19 protein-coding genes are annotated in these 19131 nt (G+C 71.5%); 13 read left to right on the top strand and 6 right to left on the bottom strand.

Features of this window, described 5'->3' with window-relative positions; all coding sequences use genetic code 11:
- Window positions 1-5 precede the first annotated feature (5 nt).
- Together ACIBI5_RS10020 and ACIBI5_RS10015 are read right to left on the bottom strand one after the other, a co-directional pair.
- Window positions 6-1457 (bottom strand): family 20 glycosylhydrolase, encoded by a 1452-nt coding sequence (locus tag ACIBI5_RS10020; protein ID WP_397245141.1) that lies wholly within the window; start codon window positions 1455-1457, stop codon window positions 6-8.
- Entirely contained in the window at window positions 1454-2653 is a 1200-nt protein-coding gene (locus ACIBI5_RS10015) for a glycoside hydrolase family 1 protein (RefSeq protein ID WP_397245139.1), read from the bottom strand. Before ACIBI5_RS10015 ends, ACIBI5_RS10020 begins: the two co-directional genes overlap by 4 nt.
- Window positions 2654-2744: 91 nt before the next feature.
- Here ACIBI5_RS10015 and ACIBI5_RS10010 point away from each other — a divergent pair, with 91 nt between their 5' ends.
- Window positions 2745-3341, top strand: coding sequence for a TetR/AcrR family transcriptional regulator (locus ACIBI5_RS10010; protein WP_397245136.1), 597 nt, complete (start codon window positions 2745-2747; stop codon window positions 3339-3341).
- A gap of 1 nt (window position 3342) precedes the next feature.
- Here ACIBI5_RS10010 and ACIBI5_RS10005 read toward each other — a convergent pair whose 3' ends face one another.
- A complete protein-coding gene (locus tag ACIBI5_RS10005) occupies window positions 3343-3648 on the bottom strand; it encodes a hypothetical protein (protein WP_397245134.1) in 306 nt (101 codons plus the stop codon).
- Window positions 3649-3867: 219 nt separating this feature from the next.
- Entirely contained in the window at window positions 3868-4692 is an 825-nt protein-coding gene (locus ACIBI5_RS10000) for an alpha/beta fold hydrolase (RefSeq protein WP_397245132.1), read from the bottom strand.
- Window positions 4693-4760: 68 nt separating this feature from the next.
- On the opposite strand from ACIBI5_RS10000, the gene ACIBI5_RS09995 reads away from it, so the two are divergent.
- From ACIBI5_RS09995 to ACIBI5_RS09940, 12 genes are all read left to right on the top strand, one after another.
- The gene (locus tag ACIBI5_RS09995; RefSeq protein ID WP_397245130.1) at window positions 4761-5330 is read left to right on the top strand and encodes a TetR/AcrR family transcriptional regulator; all 570 of its coding nucleotides are present in this window, start codon (window positions 4761-4763) and stop codon (window positions 5328-5330) included.
- Between the two features lie 14 nt (window positions 5331-5344).
- Window positions 5345-5968: a class I SAM-dependent methyltransferase gene (locus tag ACIBI5_RS09990; RefSeq protein ID WP_397245128.1), complete on the top strand. Its 624-nt coding sequence runs from the start codon at window positions 5345-5347 to the stop codon at window positions 5966-5968.
- A gap of 20 nt (window positions 5969-5988) precedes the next feature.
- Window positions 5989-6276 (top strand): hypothetical protein, encoded by a 288-nt coding sequence (locus ACIBI5_RS09985; protein WP_397245126.1) that lies wholly within the window; start codon window positions 5989-5991, stop codon window positions 6274-6276.
- Window positions 6273-7478, top strand: coding sequence for a DUF6395 domain-containing protein (locus tag ACIBI5_RS09980; RefSeq protein ID WP_397245124.1), 1206 nt, complete (start codon window positions 6273-6275; stop codon window positions 7476-7478). Before ACIBI5_RS09985 ends, ACIBI5_RS09980 begins: the two co-directional genes overlap by 4 nt.
- Entirely contained in the window at window positions 7466-8317 is an 852-nt protein-coding gene (locus ACIBI5_RS09975; RefSeq protein WP_397245122.1) for a M55 family metallopeptidase, read from the top strand. The genes ACIBI5_RS09980 and ACIBI5_RS09975 overlap by 13 nt, the downstream gene beginning before the upstream one ends.
- Window positions 8314-9858: a flavin monoamine oxidase family protein gene (locus ACIBI5_RS09970; protein ID WP_397245120.1), complete on the top strand. Its 1545-nt coding sequence runs from the start codon at window positions 8314-8316 to the stop codon at window positions 9856-9858. The genes ACIBI5_RS09975 and ACIBI5_RS09970 overlap by 4 nt, the downstream gene beginning before the upstream one ends.
- A gap of 25 nt (window positions 9859-9883) precedes the next feature.
- Window positions 9884-10432, top strand: coding sequence for a YbaK/EbsC family protein (locus ACIBI5_RS09965; protein ID WP_397245118.1), 549 nt, complete (start codon window positions 9884-9886; stop codon window positions 10430-10432).
- Window positions 10433-10538: 106 nt separating this feature from the next.
- Window positions 10539-12587, top strand: a complete 2049-nt coding sequence (locus tag ACIBI5_RS09960; RefSeq protein ID WP_397245116.1) for a protein kinase — start codon at window positions 10539-10541, stop codon at window positions 12585-12587.
- Window positions 12588-12603: 16 nt separating this feature from the next.
- Window positions 12604-14379, top strand: coding sequence for a serine/threonine-protein kinase (locus ACIBI5_RS09955; protein ID WP_397245114.1), 1776 nt, complete (start codon window positions 12604-12606; stop codon window positions 14377-14379).
- Window positions 14380-14414: 35 nt separating this feature from the next.
- Complete coding sequence (locus ACIBI5_RS09950) at window positions 14415-15638, top strand: serine/threonine-protein kinase (RefSeq protein ID WP_397245112.1); 1224 nt, start codon at window positions 14415-14417, stop codon at window positions 15636-15638.
- Window positions 15639-15837: 199 nt separating this feature from the next.
- The gene (locus ACIBI5_RS09945) at window positions 15838-16617 is read left to right on the top strand and encodes an electron transfer flavoprotein subunit beta/FixA family protein (protein WP_184972740.1); all 780 of its coding nucleotides are present in this window, start codon (window positions 15838-15840) and stop codon (window positions 16615-16617) included.
- 18 nt (window positions 16618-16635) lie between these two features.
- Window positions 16636-17589 carry an electron transfer flavoprotein subunit alpha/FixB family protein gene (locus ACIBI5_RS09940; RefSeq protein WP_397245110.1) on the top strand — a complete coding sequence of 318 codons (954 nt, stop codon included), beginning with the start codon at window positions 16636-16638 and terminating at the stop codon, window positions 17587-17589.
- 128 nt (window positions 17590-17717) lie between these two features.
- Here the strand turns inward: ACIBI5_RS09940 and ACIBI5_RS09935 are convergent, their stop codons facing one another.
- Together ACIBI5_RS09935 and ACIBI5_RS09930 are read right to left on the bottom strand one after the other, a co-directional pair.
- Window positions 17718-17966 (bottom strand): hypothetical protein, encoded by a 249-nt coding sequence (locus tag ACIBI5_RS09935; protein WP_397245107.1) that lies wholly within the window; start codon window positions 17964-17966, stop codon window positions 17718-17720.
- Window positions 17963-19126: a cysteine desulfurase family protein gene (locus tag ACIBI5_RS09930; protein WP_397245105.1), complete on the bottom strand. Its 1164-nt coding sequence runs from the start codon at window positions 19124-19126 to the stop codon at window positions 17963-17965. The genes ACIBI5_RS09935 and ACIBI5_RS09930 overlap by 4 nt, the downstream gene beginning before the upstream one ends.
- Window positions 19127-19131: the final 5 nt, after the last annotated feature.

Raw genomic sequence — 19131 nt, 5'->3', positions numbered from 1 at the left:
GGCGTTCAGGTCCAGTCGATTTCGGTGGAGCGCAGGAACGTCAGGCCTCGTTGCGCCCACAGGCGTCCGTCGGCCGCCAGGTGCCGTCGTTCTTCGTTCCAGGGGGTGGGCCGTCCGGTCCAGGCGGTACGGGCGATGGTGGCCAGGCGGGGCAGGAGCATGGTGGTCAGGTCGTCGAAGCCGCGCAGGGTCTCGCTCCACAGGGCCGCCTCCACTCCGGCCACGTGCTCGTCGCCGAGCCCGTACGCGCCGGGGTCCCAGCCGGCGGTGTCGCGGACGGTGCGGGGCTCGTAGATGAATCCGAGGCCGGCGGCGCGTTCCCGCTGCGCTTCCGGGACGATCGCGGGGGCGTAAGGCCGGTCGAGGTAGAGGTGCGACTGTGGCGACAGCAGAACTCGTCCACCGGCCCCGACGATGCGCGCCAGGTCGTCGCCGGAGGGTGCGAAGAATTCGGTGATGGTGGCGATGAGGTCGCCGGTCAGGCCCAGGGCGGCGAGTTCGGGGCGCCGGTCGAGGTCGCCGGGGGTGGGCAGGTCGATCATCTCGGGGTCGACCCACCACTGCGCGACGTCGCCGGGGTCGAGGCCGGCGCGTGCGGATTCCTGCCAGCCGAGCGGCTGCTTGCCGCCGGCGCGGATGACGGCGCGGGCCAGGACGACGGCCTGGTCGTAGAGGGTGCCGTCCATGCCGAAGGCCTCGTCGCCGCCGAAGTGGACGTAGGGGCCTTCGGTCATGCGGCACAGCTCGGTCAGGACGTGGGAGACGAAGTCGCGGGTGGCGGCCTCGCGCGGGTCGAGGGCGACGGGGGCGGGCAACTGGGCGCTCCAGCCGGTCGGCGCGGGCAGGACGGCCAGGTCGGGGTAGGCGCGCAGGGCGGCGGCGCTGTGACCGGGAAAGTCGATCTCGGGAACGATGACGACGTGCCGCCGGGCCGCGTAGCGTTGCAGCTCGGTGTAGTCGGCGGTGCTGTAGTGCGGGGTGCCGGCGGTGAGGCGGGGCAGGCCGGGGATCTGGATCCGCCAGCCCTCGTTGTCGGTGAGGTGCAGGTGCAGGACGTTGAGCCGGTGGATGGCGGCCAGGTCGATGATCTGGCGCAGCTCGGGAACGGTCCAGAAGTGGCGCGCGGTGTCCAGCATGAGGCCGCGCCAGGCGTAGCGGGGTCCGTCTTCGATGGTCTCGGCGTGCGGCGGGCCGTACAGGCTGGTGTGCAGGGCGGCGCGGAACAGGCCCTGGTGGGTGCGGGCCCGGCAGACGGTGGCGGTGGGGGTGGTGGTGATGCGGTGGCACTCGTCGCCGCCGCTGATGGGCGCGCCCGCGGCCACCGGCGCGAGGGTGAGGTCGCCGAGGGTCAGGTGCAGGTCGGTGGTGAGGGGCGGGTGGGGGCGCGCGAGGTCGGCGACGACGTCGGCGACGGGCTGGAGCGACGGGTCGCCGACCGTGACGCGTGCGGCCTTCATGGCTGGTACGGCAGGGCGCGGGTGCGGCCGATGGCGCCGAGCCAGGCGGCCGACGGTTTGGGGGTGCGGGCGAAGGTTTCCCGGTCGACGTGGATGAGGCCGAAGGTGGGCGCGTAGGTGCCCCATTCGTAGTTGTCCAGGGCGCTCCAGTGGAAGTAGCCGCGTACGTCGACGCCGTCGGCCATCGCCTGTGCCATGCCGGTGAGGGCGGCGCCGGCGTAGGCGACGCGGCGGGTGTCGTCGGCGGTGGCGATGCCGTTCTCGGTGACGATCAGCGGGACGCCGGGGACGACGGCGGCGGTGTGGCGCAGGGCGTGACCGAGCGCGGCGGGGTAGTACTCCCAGCCCGTCAGGGTGCGTTCGGCGTCCGGGGGCACGGGCAGCGGGCCGTCGGGGCCGATGCGGGTACGGGTGTAGGACTGCACGCCGAGCCAGTCGTCGTCCGCCCCGGCCTGGAGGAAGACGTCTTCTCGGGGGTGGGAGTAGGCGGCGGCGACGTGTTCCGCGCCGGGCAGCGGCTGGTAGACCTGGTTGGCGACGGTCCAGCCGGTCCGCACGTGGGGCGCGTGGGTCTTGACCGCCTCGGCCGCGCGGCGGTGGGCGCGGACGAGTGCCTGGGAGACGGCCTGGTCGGGCTCGGGCAGGCCCGCCTCGGGCATGACGGCGCCGGTGGTGAGGAGCTGGATGAAGCCGGCCATGGTGGCGAGCATGTTGGGTTCGTTGATGGTGCACACGTGCTCGACGCCTTCGGCGTACACGGGGGCGGCGGCTTCGACGTAGCGGGCGAACAGGTCGGCGGAGTCGGCCGCCGGCCAGCCGCCGTGCTGGGCGAACCAGGCCGGGGTGCTGAAGTGGTGCAGGGTCAGCATGGGCCGCAGCCCGCGTTCGCGGGCGCCGTCGACCATGCGGCGGTAGTGGTCGAGTGCGGCCCTGGAGAATTCGCCCGGTGCCGGTTCGATGCGGGCCCATTCGATGCTGAAGCGGTAGTCGGTGAAGCCGAGGCCGGCCAGCAGGTCCATGTCCTCGCGCCAGCGGTGGTAGCTGTCGCAGGCGTCGCCGCTGGGTTCCTTGATGTGGCCGGTGCCGGTGGAGCTGTGCTCCATGGCCCACCAGTCGCTGTTGGTGTTGCCGCCTTCGGTCTGGTGGGCGGAGCTGGAGGCTCCCCAGAGGAAGCCGTCGGGAAGAGAACGGTGCATGGATGGTCCTTGGAGGTGGGGGGTGGTGGCGCCTCAGCGTAACCACGAAAACCTTGGACCTCAATAGTTTCGTGTCGCTAGAATCCTCCGCGTGAGCGCACCACGGGGCCCGTACGCCAAGACCTCGGCCAAGCGAGAGCAGATCCTGCGGGCCGCCCTGGAGATCTACGCCGAGGCCGGCAGCCGCAAGGTGTCGGTGCGCGACATCGCCAAGCGGGTCGGCATGACCGACACCGGGGTGCTGCACCATTTCGGCAGCCGCGAGGGTCTGCTGACCGCCGTACTCGAGGCCAGGGACGAGATCAGCGCCGAGATGTACGGCAGCGCTCTCACCGACCCCCCGGCCGGGGCGAAGATGCTGGCCGACAACGTCTCCACGCCGGGCCTGGTCAAGCTCTTCCTCGATGTGGCGGCGGCCGCCGCCGAGCCGGAACATCCGGCACACGACTTCTTCGCCGAGCGCTACGCCCGTTTCCGCCGCGAGGGCGCCGCCGCGCTGGCCGACCCCGTCCTCGCTCCCGACCCCGGCCTCGGCGCCGGTCGGGTCGACAGCGAGTGGGCCGCGCGGATCCTGATCGCCGCCCTGGACGGGCTGCAGATCCAGTGGCTGCTGGAGCCGGAGATCGACATGGCGGCCGACCTCGCGGCCCTGCATCGCACGCTCCTGGCGGCCCTGCGCTCGCCCTGAACTACAGGTGGAAGGGCGCGGTTTCCACTTTCACGCGCAGCCAGAACCTGCCGTCGAGTTCGAGCTTGCAGTTGATTTTGTAGGTGTTCTCATTCCCGCCGCTGATCGTCGAGCCGCCGGTGTCCACACGCCTCGTGACGTTCGGCCCCTGACGAATCTCGTATCCGGTGTGCGAATGCCAGGTCGCCGAGATGCCGTTCCAGTGGCGGTGCACAGGGAAACACCAGATGCGCATCTTGCGGGTCTTGGCGCAGGATCCAAAGCCCCGGTAGGTGTACCTGTTCGCGTTCCTGTTCCAGCTGACCACGGCCTTCACCGTGCAGTCGAAGGCGCTCGCCTCACGCGAACTGCCCCCGACGGGGCCGGCGGCGTCGGCGGGAGCCGCGCACAGACTCAGCCCGGAAACGAGAACGACCGCCCCTGCGGCCAGTACGCGTAATCGCCCATGACCCATCGAAGATCACCTCGACAGCTTGTCCAGGGTCCTTTCTCAGGCTTACCAGACCGGTGAAACCGCGTCGAGGGGCTATCCGGGGTCATCGACCCGGTTGGTGAGCAGTCGCCCGAGCTCTCGGCAGAACGCCGCCGGTTCGGTGAGGTGGGCCAGGTGGCCGCCGGGGAACTCCGCGACCTGGAGGCCGAGCCGGTCGGCGAGTTCCACGGTCGCCCGGTAGCAGGGATACCCGCGCGAGGCCCGCCCCACCGCTGGGATGATCTTGGTGCGCAGCGCGGCCAGGGCGGTCAGATCGAGCGTGCCCGCGGGATACGGCCGGAGCTCATGCTCGAACCAGTGCGCGACGTTCGCCCGTATCGGTGGGATGAGCAGGTGGAGTCCCCTGCCGGCGTTCATGGCCTTGCGGTCGGGCTCGGCGAACGTGTTCTCGCGGAACAACTTCAGCGCGGGCCGCATACCGTGCCGGCGGTAGGTGTCGTACGCGTCGTGGAACAGGTCGATCCAGCGCTGCCCGTCGGGCAGCAGGCGCATCGCGGGTGGTTCGAACGGTACGACGGCGTCCACGTGGCCGGGATGCCGGGTGAGGAGTTCCAAGGCCACCAGCGCTCCCGAGCTCTCGCCGAACACGGCGGCGGGCCGGTCGCCGACGTGTTCGATCAGCCGGGCGGCGTCATCCGCGTCGACGGCCGGCAGGGATTCGCCGGGTGGCCCCGCGACGCGGCTGCCGGAGAACCCGCGACGCGCGTAACGAACCACGGTGTATTCGGCCGCCAGCCGCCGCGCGACCCGCGCGAACGCGAGGCCGGTGCCGCCCGCGCCGGGTATCAGCAGCAGAGTCTGCCCGGCCCCTGTCGCCGTGTACGAGAGCACGGCGCCGGGCACCTGAAGTTTCGGCATGCGCGACACTCTAAGAGACATGTTGTTTGCAGACAAGACACTGTGTCTACGGACTGTACGCTACGAGGATGGCCGCGCAGTGGAAGGAGATCGTCGAGGCGCACCGCCGCGACGCCCGCGAGACGATCCTCGACGCCACGGCGACCCTGGTCGCCGAACGAGGACTCACCGGGGTGACGATGTCGAGCATCGCCGCCGAGGCCGGAATCGGACGCGCCACCCTGTACAAGTACTTCTCCGATATCGAGGCGATTCTGCACGCGTGGCACCAGCGCCACGTCGAGCACCATCTCCAGCGGCTGGAGCAGGTCCGTGCGCTGGCCACCGATCCGGGCGAACGCCTCGAAGCCGTGCTGACCGCCTGCGCCGAGCTGGCCCACCATCGCCCGGACACCGGTCTGGCCGCCCAATTGCACCGCGACCAGGACGTGGCCGGCGCCTACCATCGCGTCCACACCATGGTCCGCGACCTGATCGCCGATGCCGCCGAGTCCGGCGTCGTCCGCGCCGACGCCGCACCGGACGAGCTGGCCGCGTACTGCCTGCACGCGCTCACCGCGGCCACCGGGATGCCGTCGGAGGCCGCGGTCCATCGCCTGGTCGCCATCACCTTGAACGGCCTGCGCGCACCCCGATAGGAGACGGCCACCCCGTGCCGGACGAGACGTACTGGAACACCAATGTCGCCCGCCACCCCGGGATTCTGCGCGAGGTGCCGCAAGGGTGCGCTGAGGCGCTGGACGTGGGCTGCGGGGACGGCCTGCTCGTGGCGAAGCTGGCCGGGAAGGCCGGGCGGGTCACCGGCGTGGACACCTCGCCGGAGATGATCGCGCGCGCCCGGGAGCGGACCGGAGGAAGCCGGGACGTCGTTCTCCTGGAGGGCGACTTCCTCGCCGCCGACCTGCCGCGGGAGGGGTTCGACTTCATCTGCTCGGTGTCCACGATCCACCACATGGACTTCGAGGCGGGTCTGGTCAGGATGCGGGAGCTGCTGCGTCCCGGCGGCAGGCTGGTGGTGGTCGGGCTGGCCCGCGACGTCACCCTCGCGGACTGGCTGGTCAGGGTCCCGGGGCTGGCCGTCGTATGGCTGATCAAGAAGGTGCGGCGGGCCGCCGGGCCGCCGGGCATGCCCGCCGCCGCCGTCCAGATGGGATACGGGCAGGTACGGCGGAAGGCCCGGCGGCTGTTGCCCGGCTCGCGGTACCGCCGCCACCTGCTGCGCCGGTATTCGGTGATCTGGGAGAAGCCCGGGAGAACACCCGAATATGGGGGCTGATGCCGGTATGGTGACGGTTCATGATGCGCGTCCTGGTTCCTGTACGGCTGCGTAGGGCGGTACGTGGCTGGTTCGACTCCCGGTACATCTCGGTCGCGGATCATCGCCAGGACATCAAGGACGCCCTCTGGGAGGTCCAGACGCTCCGGCGCGAGGTCGTCACCCTCCAGGAGGAGGTCAGGCAGCTCGCCTCCAGGACCGGTGACGCGCAGCGGCTGTCCAGGGAGACGGCGGACGCGCTCGACCACGTCCTGCAGAACGAGGTGCTGGTCTGGCAGGCGATCGACGGGCTCAAGGAGCGCTCGTGAGGGTCGCCTGGGACGGCGCCGAGCTGGCCTTCCGCCTCGACCCCGAGGACGAGATCACCGGCAGGGCGGCCGACGAGCACCCGGTCAAGCTCAGGACCAGCTCGTGCGCGTTCGGCGGCGTGCCGGACGACGCGCACCCCGACCTGTTCGCCGTGGCCGCCTGGTCGGTCGTCGCGCCCTGGACACGCAGGCGGATCACCTTCGACCGGCCCGTCTCCGCCGAGGTGGCGCAGGCGTTGCACGACGGATGGGGGATCGAGGCGGGCCCCGTCGGCGGGCCGCCCAGGAGCCAGGGCCGGACGCTGGCGATCTCCTACAGCGGCGGCGCCGACTCCGCCGCGGCCGCGGCGATCTTCCCCGAGGCGCCGTTCGTGCACTTCAGGAGGGTGCCGCACCCGAGGGTGCCCAACCGGTGGACCCACTACCGCTCCGACGTGCTGGCCGAGCTGGCGAAGAAGACCGGCCGCGAGCTGACCACGGTCACCTCCGACCTGGAGTTCACGCTCGCCGAGCCGCGTCCCGGATACCCCGAGCACCACGCCGTCGCGGCGGGCGCGCTGCTGCTCGCCGACCGGATGGACCTCGGCGGGCTCGCGTTCGGCTACGAACTCGGCTCCCGATGGCTGGGCGGTGACCGGTACCTGCTGCGGTTCACGCCGGACAACCCGATGTGGGCGCCGCACGGGGCGTGGGGCCGGTTGTTCGCCGCCGCGGGCGTGCCCATCGTGCTGCCGGTCGGCGGGGTCAGCGAGGCCGTGACGATGCGGCTGGCGCTCGGCTCGGCGCTCAGGGCCCAGGTCCGCTGGTGCCTCCAGGGCGGCGACGGGCCCTGCCGTACCTGCGGGAAATGCTTCTACAAGGAGATCATCCAGGCCGCCGTGGAACGGCGGCCGCTCGACACGCCGCTCACCGCCGACCGCGCCGTGGTGCGCAAATGGCTGCGCAAGCCGCCTTACGGCGGCATGGAGATGATCGAGTACGGCCTGGCCCGCATCCCCCGTGTGGAAGGCTCCATACTTGCCGGAGCCCTCGACCACTTCGACGCCACGGAGGAGTCCACGAGCTGGCTGGAGCGCTGCTACCCGCCCGCCCTGGCCGAGATCCCCGAGCCGTGGCGCGAGCCGGCGAGTGCGTTCATGGCGGAGAACGCCGGGCTGATGACCCCCGGCGAGGCACGGCGCGTGGAGGAATGGGGATCGTGAAGGTCTATCTGTCGGTCGACATGGAAGGCGTGACCGGGCTGACCGACCCGGAGGAGATGCACGCGGGCAAGCGCGGCTACGAACGCGGCTGCGAGCTCATGACGGCCGACGCCAACGCGGCCATCGAGGGAGCGTTCGCGGCCGGGGCGACGAACGTGCTGGTCAACGACGCGCACGGCTCCACGAAGAACCTGCGGATCGACCTGCTCGACCCGCGCGCCACGCTCATCAGAGGGCCGGGCAAGTCGCAGCGGATGGCCCAGGGACTCGACGCCTCCTTCCAGGCCGCCTGCTTCGTCGGCTACCACGCCATGGCCGGGGTGCCGCACGGGGTGCTCAACCACACGTGGATGGGCAAGGAGATCCAGAACGTCTACCTCAACGGCGAGGTCTGCGGCGAGACCAGGATCGTGGCCGCGTGCGCCGGGTTCCACGGGGTGCCGGTCGTGCTGGTCGCCGGGGACGAGGCGGTCGGCGAGGAGGCCCGCGAGCTGCTCGGCGACGTCGAGACGGTCGCGGTCAAGAAGGGCATCGACAAGTTCTCCGCCGAACTGCTGCCGCCGAGTGTGGCCCAGGCCAGGATCCGCGAGGCGACGGAGCGGGCGCTGAACCGGGTCGCGGACTTCACGCCCTATGCGGTGGCGGCGCCGTACACGCTGGGAGTGGAGTGGAACTCCACCGCCATCGCGGCGGCGGTGGCGCTGATCCCGGGTGTGAAGGCGGCGGGGACGCGCCACATCGAGTTCACGACCGACGACTTCACCCAGATCATGGCGCTGTTCGGGTTGTTCGCGACCATCGGCGGTCAGGTCGCCTGCGGAAGCGGCCCTTACGGATGAATACGGTCACCCGGCGCGGGCTCCTGGTCGGGATCGGCGCGGCCGGGGGAGCGGGGGCGATGTACGCGGCGATGGGGGCGCTGGGGCTGGCGCCCGACGAACAGGAGAAGGCGTTCACACCGCCGTCTCCGGGCGACTTCACGTTGCGCGGCAAGGCCTCGGCCAAGGTGGTGATCATCGGGGCGGGGGTCGCGGGGCTGACGGCCGCGTACGAGCTGGGCAAGGCCGGCTACGACTGCACGCTGCTGGAGGCGCGGGCGCAGGCCGGCGGGCGGAACCTGACGCTGCGCGGCGGCGACCGGCTGACCGAGACGAGCGGGCCCGCGCAGGACGTGCGGTTCGGGGAGGGCGTGTACTTCAACGCCGGACCCGGGCGGATCGCGCCGTGGATGGTCACCATGGACTACTGCCGTGAGCTGGGCATTCCGATCGAGGCGTTCATCAACAACAACGCCAACGCGTTCGTGCACACCAACGGGCGGACGGTCCGGGCGAAGGCCGCCCGAGCCGACATGTACGGATATATCGCCGAACTCCTCGCCAAAGCCACGAATGTCGGCCAGCTCAACCGCAAGCTCACCAAGGACGACAAGGAACGGCTGCTGGAGTTCCTGCGCCGCTTCGGCGACCTCGGCCCGGCCTACGACTACAACGGCTCCGCCCGCCGCGGATTCGTGAAATATCCGGCCACCCAGAACGGCATCCGGCTCGATCCGCCCGGGTCGCTCCACCAGGTCCTCGCCGCCGCCACCGGCCGCGCCATCACCAACGACTTCGGCTACGAACAGGCCACCCCCATGTTCCAGCCGGTCGGCGGCATGGACGCCATCGTCAAGGCCCTGACCGCCGCCGTCGGCCCCGAACGCATCAGGACCGGCGTCCAGGTCACCGAGGTCGCCACCCGCGAGAAGGACGTCCAGGTCACCTGGAACGGCGGCGCCCTCACCGCCGACTACTGCCTGGCCACGCTCCCGCCGCACATCCTCGCCAAGATGACGCACAACCTCGGCGCCGATGTCACGGCCGCCCTGAAGCGGCCCGTCCCGGTCGCGGCGGGCAAGATCGGCCTGGAGTACGGCCGGCGCTGGTGGGAGATCGACGACCGGATCTACGGCGGCATCACCGAGACCGACCTCGACATCACCCACATCTGGTACCCCTCCCACGGCTACCACTCCCAGCGCGGCCTCATCGTCGGCTACTACGCCAGCGACGAGCACGCCGAGCTGTACGGCGCCCTGACCCCCGAGGACCGCCGCCGCCGGGCACTCACCCAGGGCAAGAAGATCCACGGCGAGAAGTACCGGGCGGAGCTGCTGTCCGACGTCTCCGTCGCCTGGGAACGCCAGCCGCACATCCAGGGCGGATGGGCCCGCTGGCCCGCCTTTGATTCGTCCTTCACTCTTCTGCAACGCCCCAGCGGAAGGGTCTACTTCGCGGGTGACTGGCTCACCCACCTGATCGCCTGGCAGGCGGGGGCCATGGAGTCCGCGCGCAACGCCGTCACGCAGCTGCATCAACGAGTGCTGCAGTCACCCTAGTGACGGCGGGCGTAAGGTCCTGAGGATGGAAGAGACTTTGCACTGGCAGCCTGCGGCGACACACACCGAGCTCCTCGCCGGCCCGGTGGCCGAGGCGGTGCGCGCGCTCGCCGACGACGACGTCCACGTGGCCGCGATCGACCCCGGCCTGGCCGACACCGCCGCGTTCTGTGAGAAGTACGGCGTGGCACTCGACGAGTCGGCCAACTGCGTGATCGTGGCGGGAAAGCGGGGCGGTGAGGTGCGGTACGCGGCGTGCATGGTGCTGGCGACCATGCGGGCCGACGTCAACGGCGTGATCCGCAAGCACCTCGACGTCCGCAAGTCCAGCTTCGCGCCGATGACCGAGGCGGTCGAGCTGACCGGCATGGAGTACGGAGGCATCACCCCGCTCGGACTGCCGGCGGACTGGCCTATCCTGGTTGATTCGAACGTGGCATCGCATAACAGGGTCGTCATCGGGAGCGGCGTGCGCAGGTCCAAGCTCGCCGTTTCCGGGGCACTGCTGGCCGGGCTCAAGGGGGCTGAGGTTCTCGACCTGGCCACTAGAGCGGACGCGACCATTAGACATTGAGACGTATTCGAGACCGTTGGATGGGAAACCGATGGGGCTGATCCGGACGTTGTACGAGTGGGAATGTGGCCCCATGGTTCATCTCGTGGGCGGGGATTAAGCCGGTATGGTGCTTCATGCCATGAACGATGACCGACTTGGCCCTTACCGGCTGCTCAGGCGGCTCGGTGAAGGCGGAATGGGTGTTGTCCACCTCGCTGTCGATCAGCATGGTCGGCAGGTGGCGGTCAAGGTCCTGCGTGCGGAGGTCGCCGGCGACGAGGTCGCCAGGCGGCGGCTCTCGCGCGAGGTCGAGACGATGCGGCGGGTGCGCAGCAAGTACATCGCCGAGGTGGTCGACGCCGACGTCACCGGTCATCGGCCGTACATCGTCACCCGGTACGTGGCCGGGCGCGCCCTCGACGAGATCGTCAGGGACGACGGCCCGCTGGAGCTGCCCGCGCTGCTCGCGGTCGCGCACGGCGTGGCCTCCGCGCTGTCCGCCGTCCACTCCGTGGGCGTGATCCACCGCGACCTCAAGCCGGGCAACGTGCTCATCCTCGACGGCCAGCCGGTGCTGATCGACTTCGGCATCGCCCAGGCGGTCGACGCCACCCGGCTGACCCAGACCGGCATGTTCATCGGCACGCCCGGCTACCTCGCGCCCGAGATCATCGAGGGCCAGGAGGCGGGGCCGGAGGTCGACGTGCACGCCTGGGCGGGCACGCTGCTCTTCGCCGGCACCGGCCTGCCGCCCTTCGGCAAGGGCACGCTGGAGATGATCTTCTACAACATCACCGCGGGCAAGGCCGACGTCAGCGCGGCCCCGGCGGTGCTGCAGCCGCTGCTGAAGGCGGCCTTCCAGCGCAACCCCGCCCGGCGGCCCAAGGCGGCCGAGCTGGCGGAGCAGACCGCGCGGCTGCTGCCCAAGTCGGCCAGGTCCATCCCCGACGAGATCTCCACCGTCCCCCGCACGGACCGCACCGGCGACTCCCAGGCCCCGGCCCAGCCGCCTCAGCAGTACGTCTCCCTGCTCCCCAACGGCCCCCAGAACGGCGGCCAGGCCCCGCCCGCCACCTCGGGTCCCCAGCAGGGCCAGGCCCCGCCGTCCCCCTCGGGCCCACGCCAGGGCCAGAGCGGCCAGGGTCAGCACGTCACCACGCATCCCCAGCACGGCCAGCCGCCCCCGCACGCCGCGTCGGGAGCGCAGGGGCCGCCGCAGCACGGAGCGCCCCCGGCCGGCCCCGCGCACTCCGACCAGCACGCCAGGCCGCCCGGCTACCAGCAGACTCCCGCCCAGGGCGACCCGTGGCCCACCCGCAGAGTCACCCCGGAAGAGCTGCGCCAGATGCAGGACGGCGGCGGCGCCCCCAGCGTGCCGTGGCCGGGTCAGCAGGGCTGGCACAACAGCTACCCGCCCCCTCCGCGCGAGGGCGACGTGCCGACCACGCGGGTGCGCTCCGAGCCGCCGCCCTACGTTCCGGTGCAGGCGCCGCCGCATCAGCAGCAGTACCCGCAGGACCCGGCCACGCGCCGCGAGCCGTACATCCCGGGAATGCGGCCGGGACAGCTCCTGCAGCGGTCCCGCGCGTACGGCGTGGCCGGCGCGATGCTCCTGATCATCATGATCGTCCTGGCCGCGATCGCCCCGGTCCTCGTGGCCCTGGTGGCGCTCCCGGCCGCCCTGCTCCTGCGCGCCGCGGACCTGGCCCAGCCCGAGCTGAGCGCGCGCCGCTCCACCGGCGCCGCCGCGCTCGACGTGCTGCGCGTCTTCAGCCACCCGAAGGCGCTGGTCAAGTCGGCGGGGATCACGCTGGCGCTGGTCCTGTACGCCGCCATCCTCGGGCTGCCGGTCACCCTCCTGCTCACAGTGCTGGGCAGGAGTGTGCCGGCGAACGCTCTGGCCTGGGGCGCGGCCGTCGCCATCTGGACCATTTGCGCCGGTCCCGGCGTCGAGGGACCTGGCCGCCAGATGCGCAGGACCCTCTCATCCCTCGTACCCTCAAGGACAGCGGCCATGGTGATGGCCGGGGTGCTCGCGGCGGGCGCCGCGCTTTCACTGGTGCTCGCCATCGGTACGTTCGGCACGTCGCCGAATTTGCGCGCAGTATGGACACCAGTGAACGTCTCGCAGCTGGAAGATCAGCTCGGGAAACTGTCGAAGTCGGGGGGATGATGCAGGGAGCCAGGCGATGAACACGCAGGTTCCAGAGCGGCTCGGGCCGTACCGGCTGGTCAGGAAGATCGGCGAGGGTGGCATGGGCGTGGTCCACCTGGGCATGGACGCCGACGGCGGCCAGGTGGCCGTCAAAGTCCTGCACCCGCATGTCGCCGCCGACCTCAAGGCGCGCGACCGGCTCACCCGCGAGGTCGAGACCATGCGGCGCGTGCGCAGTTCGCACGTGGCCGAGGTGCTCGACGCCGAGCTCGTGGGCGGTCAGCCGTACGTCGTGACCCGGTTCGCGCCGGGCCGCACGCTGGAGGACACCGTCCTCGCCGACGGGGCGCTGCGTGACTACGAGCTGGTACGGCTGGCGCGCGGGCTCTGCCAGGCGCTCGTGGCCATCCACGCCGCCGACGTGATCCACCGCGACTTCAAGCCCTCCAACGTCATGCTCGTGGGCGGGGAGCCGCTGGTCATCGACTTCGGCATCGCGCACCTGGTCAACGCCACGCGGCTGACCCAGACCGGGATGTTCGTCGGCACGCCGGGCTATCTGGCTCCCGAGATCATCCGCGACTCGGAGATCACCCAGGCGGCCGACGTGCACGCGCTGGCCTCCACCGTCTTCTTCGCCGCCACGGGCGCGCCGCCGTTCGGCACGGGCACGTTCGAGGCGGTCTGCTTCAACATCATGGAAGGCCGGGCCCAGCTCGACAAGGCGCCGATGTGGCTGCGCGGCTGGCTGAGCCGTGCCCTCCAGGTCGACGCCCGCTCGCGGCCCGGCGCCCAGGAACTCCTGCGGATGGCCAGGCAGCTCGACCCGACCAGGACCGCCTTCCACGAGGTACCCACCACGCCGCCGCCCTCGTCGGGCACGCGTGTGCTGCCGGCCGGCGACAACTACTCCGACCTGCTGCCGCCGGTCGAGTACTCCAAGCCGCCGAGGGTGGAGAAGCAGCGGGTGGAGAAGCCGCCGCCCGCGCCGCGCAACCCCACGCCGCCGCCGTACGTGCCCGCGCCGCTGCCGCGCACCGACCAGCGGGTGGCCGGATACCCGGCGCCGCCTCAGGTGCGTCCCTATACGCCGCCGCCCGCGCCGCAGACGCAGGCCAGGCCGTACACGCCGCCGGGGGAGCGCAAGCGCTTCGTCGTCGGCAGCCAGCTCGTCGGGTTCCTGCTGCTCGTGGGGCTGACCGCGATGACGGTCATGGTCCCGGTCACCGTCGGCGCGGTCGCCATCGCGCTCGCGGTCGTGCTGCGCGTCGGCGAGTACCTGTTCGGCGAGATGGTGAACCGGCGACGCGCGCGCGGGGGAGGCAGCTCCGCCGACGCGTTGCTGGCGATCGTCGGCACCCCGTGGGCGCTGGTGAAGGCCGCCCTGATGACCCTCGTGCACGTGCCGCTCGCCCTGGCCTTCGGCGCGATCGTCTGGGGCATCCTGCGCTGGGGCGGCGGCATGAGCATCAACGGGGCCGCCGCCTACGCCGCCGGGGCCTTCACGCTCGGCCTGTTCGTCCTGCCCGGCGGTGGCGCTCCGCGCAAGGCCGTGACCCGCAGCCTGACGAGCGTGCTGCGCACGCCGGGCGCCGCCCTGGTCGCCACGGTGGCCGTCGGCACCCTGACCCTGCTGGCGGTGTTGTTCGCCTTCAGCCAGAAGACCGTCTGGACCCCCTGGGAGCCTCCCTCCGAAGTCATCGACCGCCTGACCGCCCAAGCCCAGGACGGTGCCGTCAGCCTCCTCACCGGCCTGGCCGACGACCTGCTCAAGAAGTCCGGGCTGGGATTCTTGTCACCCTGGTCCTGAGTGTCCCGTCCCTGCCACCGGGGGAAAGGATGGGTATGAGCGAGCAGCTGGGGCCGTACCGGTTGCTGTCCCGGCTCGGCGCGGGCGGGTTCGGCGAGGTGCATCTCGCGCTCGACGCCGAGGGCCGGACGGTGGCGGTCAAGATTCTGCATCCGCACGTGGCCGCCGACGATGCCGCTCTGACCAGGCTGGCGCGTGAGGTCGAGACGATGCGCCGGGTGCGCGGGGCGCGGGTGGCCGAGGTGCTGGACGCCTCCTTGGACGGCGAACGGCCCTACCTGGTGACCAGGTATGTGCAGGGCAAGCCGCTCTCCGCCGTCACGGTGCCGGTCGCCGATCTGCGGCTGCTGGCTTCCGGGCTGGCCGAGGCGCTGTCGGCGATGCACGAGGCGGGCGTGACCCATCGAGACCTCAAACCGGCCAACGTGATGATGGCCGACGGCGAGCCGGTGGTGATCGACTTCGGGATCGCGCTCGCGCTCGACTCCCTGTCGGTGACCGCCTCGGGCGCGGTGATCGGGACGCCCGGCTATCTCGCGCCGGAACTGCTGGAGGGGCGGGAGGCGGGGATGGAGGCCGATGTGTTCTCCTTCGGCGCCACCATGGCCTATGCCGCCACGGGGCGGGAGCCGTACGGGAAGGGGCCCGCCTCCGCGGTCGCCTACCGGGTGGTCCATCACGAGCCCGACCTCGACGGCGTGCCGGAGTGGCTGGCCCCGCTCCTGCGCGAGTGCCTGGAGCGTGAGCCCGCCGCGCGGCCGACGGCCGCGCGGGTCTGCGCGGTGCTGGGCGCCACACCGGCCCCGCGCGGCGGCCACAGCCGCGGGCCTTCCCCCGGTACGGCACAGCCGCCGGTCCTGGTGGCCGATCCGCACGCCGAGCCCACCCGCGAATGGCGGCCCGGCGCCCGGCGGGACGTGGATCTGGAGCGCGCGCTGCACCGGGAGAAGGTGCGCAGGCGGTGGGTGATCGGGTCGGGGCTGTTCGTGTCGCTGCTGGCCGCGGCGGCACGCGAGCCGCTGCCCGAGGTGTCGCTGTTCCTGCTGTCGGCCTTCGCGCTGGCGATCGTGGCCGACGCAGGAGTGGCGCTGGCCTCGCGGCGGCCGTTCAGGAACCGCAGGATCGTGGCCGACCTGGCGACGTTCGCGGGGACGGGGGCGCTGTGGTTCGGGCTGAGCACGTTCTTCAGCCCGATCACTCTGGCGCTGTTCGCCGGGACCGCGCTGGTGGCCGGTGTGGTCTTCCTCATGTCGGCCTGATCACACCCCAACTCTGGAACAAAGTTCGGTAAGCTGGGGCCACCTGCGAGTTTGCCCTCAAGCTACTCATGGGTAACATAGCGAGCCAGGGACGAGGGGTGACCCGCCGACGCGGTCCACCCCTGGCACCTGGCACTCTGGACACCGCACGAGCTTTCTACCGAGCTATCCGGCGAAAACGGGAGGTCGGCCACCGGCCATGAACATCGTCGTCTGCGTGAAGCAGGTTCCCGACACGGCGACCGAGCGCAAGCTGCGGTCCGATGACAAGACGCTCGACCGTGACGCCGTCGACGGCGTGGTGAACGAGCTTGACGAGTATGCGGTCGAGGAGGCGCTGAAACTCAAGGAGGCCCATGGCGGTGAGGTCACCGTCCTCACCATGGGCCCCGGCAAGGCCACCGAGACCATCCGCAAGGCCCTGGCCATGGGCGCCGACAAGGCGGTCCACCTGACCGACGACGCCCTGCGAGGCTCGGACGCGCTCTCGACCTCCTACGCGATGGCCCAGGCGCTGAAGAAGATCGGGTTCGACCTGGTCATCCTCGGCTCCGAGTCCACCGACGCGCGTACCGGCGTGCTGCCCGCGATGCTGGCGGAGCGCCTGGGCGCGCCGCAGCTCACGCTGGCCAACAAGGTCGACGTCGAGGGCTCCTCGATCACGATCCAGCGCCTGACCGACTACGGCTACGACAAGGTCGAGGCCACGCTGCCGGCCGTCGTCTCCGTCGTCGAGAAGATCAACGAGCCGCGTTACCCGTCCTTCAAGGGCATCATGGCGGCCAAGAAGAAGCCGGTCGAGACGCTCGGCGTGGCCGACATCTCCGCCGACGCGGGTCAGGTCGGCCTCGGCGCCGCCTGGTCGGAGGTCGTGGACTTCGCCGCGGCCCCGCCCCGCGCGGCCGGCACGATCGTCAAGGACGAGGGCGACGGTGGCGCGAAGGCCGCCGACTTCCTCGCGTCCAAGAAGTTCATCTGAGAACGGGGGTTTGCTGATATGTCGGAAATTCTCGTTCTGGTCGAACACGTCGACGGCGAGGTCAAGAAGGTCACGCTTGAGCTGCTGACCCTGGCCAAGTCCCTCGGCTCCCCGTCGGCCGTCTGGGCGGGTCCCGGCCTGAGCGACGCCGCCACGGCCAAGCTCGCCGAGTACGGCGCCGACAAGGTCTACAACGCCTCCGCCCAGGAGATCGTGGACTATGTCGTGGCCCCGAAGGCCGAGCTGCTCGCGCAGCTGGTCTCCGCGGCCGCGCCCGCCGCCGTCCTGGTCGCCGCCACGGCCGAGGGCAAGGAGATCGCCGGCCGCCTGGCCGTCAAGACCGACTCCGGCGTCATCACCGACGCCGTCGGCCTCGGCGACGGCTTCGTGGCCGACCAGTCGATCTTCGGCGGTGGCGTCAACGTCAAGTCGAAGGTGGCCAAGGGCACCCCGATCGTCGCCGTACGCCCCAACTCCACGGCCCCCGTGGCCGCGGCCGGCGCCGGCGCCGTCGAGGAGGTCGCGGTCGCGCTGTCCGACGCCGCCCGCGCGGCCAAGGTGGTCGACCGGGTCAAGCAGGAGAAGGGCGCGCGCCCCGAGCTGACCGAGGCCGCCATCGTGGTCTCCGGCGGCCGAGGTGTGGGCTCGGCCGAGAACTTCTCGGTCATCGAGGGCCTGGCCGACGCGCTCGGCGCCGCCGTGGGCGCCTCGCGCGCCGCGACGGACGCCGGCTGGTACCCCCACCAGTTCCAGGTGGGCCAGACCGGCAAGACGGTCTCGCCGCAGCTGTACGTGGCGGCGGGCATCTCCGGCGCCATTCAGCACCGGGCCGGCATGCAGACCGCGAAGACCATCGTCGCGATCAACAAGGACCCCGAGGCGCCGATCTTCGAGCTCGCGGACTACGGCGTGGTGGGCGACCTCCACCAGGTCGTGCCGCAGCTGACCGAAGAGGTCAACAAGCGCAAGTAGGCACACGGGCGGCGCCGGACCCCTCGCGGGCTCCGGCGCCGCCCGCTTTCACCCGAGCGCCCGCCTGAGGCGTGCGGCCAGGAGTTCGCCCTCCTCGGGACTCCACTCCAGGACACCGTTCTCGGCCATCAGCGCGTGGTATTGCTGCCGCTCGTACGGAACGCCCGGCGGCAGCGCCGCCACGTGCCAGTGCAGGTGGGAGTTGCCCCGGGCAGGGTCGCGTAGCGGGCGAGGAAGGCCAGGTGGCGCTCGTCCTCGTAGAAGACCTTCTCCACGTCGTAGGCGGGGTCACCGGCCACGATCGCGCAGATGAAGCACGGGTTGCCCTGGACGCGTTCGTGGTAGGCGGCGACGTCGAAGGGGACCTTGCCGGTCACGACAGGCCCGCCCGGCGGGCGCGTTCGACGGCGGCGGGGAGGACGTCCACCAGGCGGTCGACGTCCTCCGGGGTGGAGGTGTGGCCCAGCGTGAAGCGGAGCGAACCGCGCGCGGCGGCCGCGTCGGCGCCCATGGCCAGCAGGACGTGGGAGGGCTGGGCGACCCCCGCCGAGCAGGCGGAGCCGGTCGAGCACTCCACGCCCTTGGCGTCCAGGAGCATGAGCAGGGCGTCGCCCTCACAGCCGGGGAAGGAGAAGTGGGCGTTGCCGGGCAGCCGGTCGACGGGGTCGCCGTTGAGCACGACGTCGGGGACGGCCTGCCGTACCCGCTGGATGAGGGTGTCGCGCAGGGCGGTCAGGCGGGCGTGCTCGTGTTCCTGATCGCGTACGGCCACGCGCACCGCGGCGGCGAGCCCGGCGATGGCGGGGGCGTCGAGGGTGCCGGAGCGTACGTCGCGCTCCTGGCCGCCGCCGTGGAGGACGGAGACCGGGGTCAGCCCCCTGGCCAGCAGCAGGACGCCGACGCCCATCGGGCCGCCGATCTTGTGCCCGGTCAGCGTGAGCGCGTCGGCCGTGGACGCGGCGAAGGAGACGGGCAGCTGGCCGATGGCCTGCACGGCGTCGGTGTGGAAGGGGATGCCGTGCTCGTGGGCGGCGCCGGCCAGTTCGCGCACGGGCTGGACGGTGCCGACCTCGTTGTTGGCCCACATGACGCTGACCACGGCCACGCCGGACGGGTCCTCGGCGATCGCCGCGCGCAGCTCCGCCGGGTCGACGCGGCCCGCCGGGTCGACGGGCAGGAGGGTGACGCGGGCGCCCTGGCTGCGTTCGAGCCACTGGGCCGGGTCGAGGGCGGCGTGGTGCTCGACGGAGCTGATGAGGATGCGGTCGGCGGGGCGGCGCGACCAGTACAGGCCCTTGATGGCGAGGTTGTCGGCTTCGGTGCCGCCGGAGGTGAAGACGACCTCGCTGGGGCGGGCGCCGAGGGCTTCGGCGATGGACTCGCGTGACTCCTCGACGATCCGGCGCGTCTGGCGGCCGGCGGCGTGCAGGGAGGAGGCGTTGCCCACGCGGCCGAGTTGCTCCGTCATGGCCTCGATCGCCTCGGGGAGCATGGGGGTGGTCGCCGCGTGATCAAGGTAGGCCGACGGTCTGGTCACCCGTC

The organism is Nonomuraea sp. NPDC050540 (assembly GCF_044457485.1).
Lineage (GTDB): Bacteria > Actinomycetota > Actinomycetes > Streptosporangiales > Streptosporangiaceae > Nonomuraea.
The sequence above is the reverse complement of the archived record's forward strand: the minus strand, read 5'-3'. Positions and strand labels throughout refer to the sequence as shown.

What these genes read in the sequence shown, in the direction of transcription:
- ACIBI5_RS09985 (WP_397245126.1), top strand. Translation starts at nt 5,989, where the DNA reads ATGATGCGCGTCCTGGTTCCTGTACGGCTGCGTAGGGCGGTACGTGGC.
- ACIBI5_RS09955 (WP_397245114.1), top strand. Translation starts at nt 12,604, where the DNA reads ATGAACACGCAGGTTCCAGAGCGGCTCGGGCCGTACCGGCTGGTCAGG.
- ACIBI5_RS09945 (WP_184972740.1), top strand. Translation starts at nt 15,838, where the DNA reads ATGAACATCGTCGTCTGCGTGAAGCAGGTTCCCGACACGGCGACCGAG.
- ACIBI5_RS09970 (WP_397245120.1), top strand. Translation starts at nt 8,314, where the DNA reads ATGAATACGGTCACCCGGCGCGGGCTCCTGGTCGGGATCGGCGCGGCC.
- ACIBI5_RS09960 (WP_397245116.1), top strand. Translation starts at nt 10,539, where the DNA reads ATGGTGCTTCATGCCATGAACGATGACCGACTTGGCCCTTACCGGCTG.
- ACIBI5_RS09950 (WP_397245112.1), top strand. Translation starts at nt 14,415, where the DNA reads ATGAGCGAGCAGCTGGGGCCGTACCGGTTGCTGTCCCGGCTCGGCGCG.
- ACIBI5_RS09995 (WP_397245130.1), top strand. Translation starts at nt 4,761, where the DNA reads ATGGCCGCGCAGTGGAAGGAGATCGTCGAGGCGCACCGCCGCGACGCC.
- ACIBI5_RS10020 (WP_397245141.1), bottom strand. Translation starts at nt 1,457, where the DNA reads ATGAAGGCCGCACGCGTCACGGTCGGCGACCCGTCGCTCCAGCCCGTC.
- ACIBI5_RS10000 (WP_397245132.1), bottom strand. Translation starts at nt 4,692, where the DNA reads ATGCCGAAACTTCAGGTGCCCGGCGCCGTGCTCTCGTACACGGCGACA.
- ACIBI5_RS09975 (WP_397245122.1), top strand. Translation starts at nt 7,466, where the DNA reads ATGGGGATCGTGAAGGTCTATCTGTCGGTCGACATGGAAGGCGTGACC.
- ACIBI5_RS09965 (WP_397245118.1), top strand. Translation starts at nt 9,884, where the DNA reads ATGGAAGAGACTTTGCACTGGCAGCCTGCGGCGACACACACCGAGCTC.
- ACIBI5_RS09940 (WP_397245110.1), top strand. Translation starts at nt 16,636, where the DNA reads ATGTCGGAAATTCTCGTTCTGGTCGAACACGTCGACGGCGAGGTCAAG.
- ACIBI5_RS10015 (WP_397245139.1), bottom strand. Translation starts at nt 2,653, where the DNA reads ATGCACCGTTCTCTTCCCGACGGCTTCCTCTGGGGAGCCTCCAGCTCC.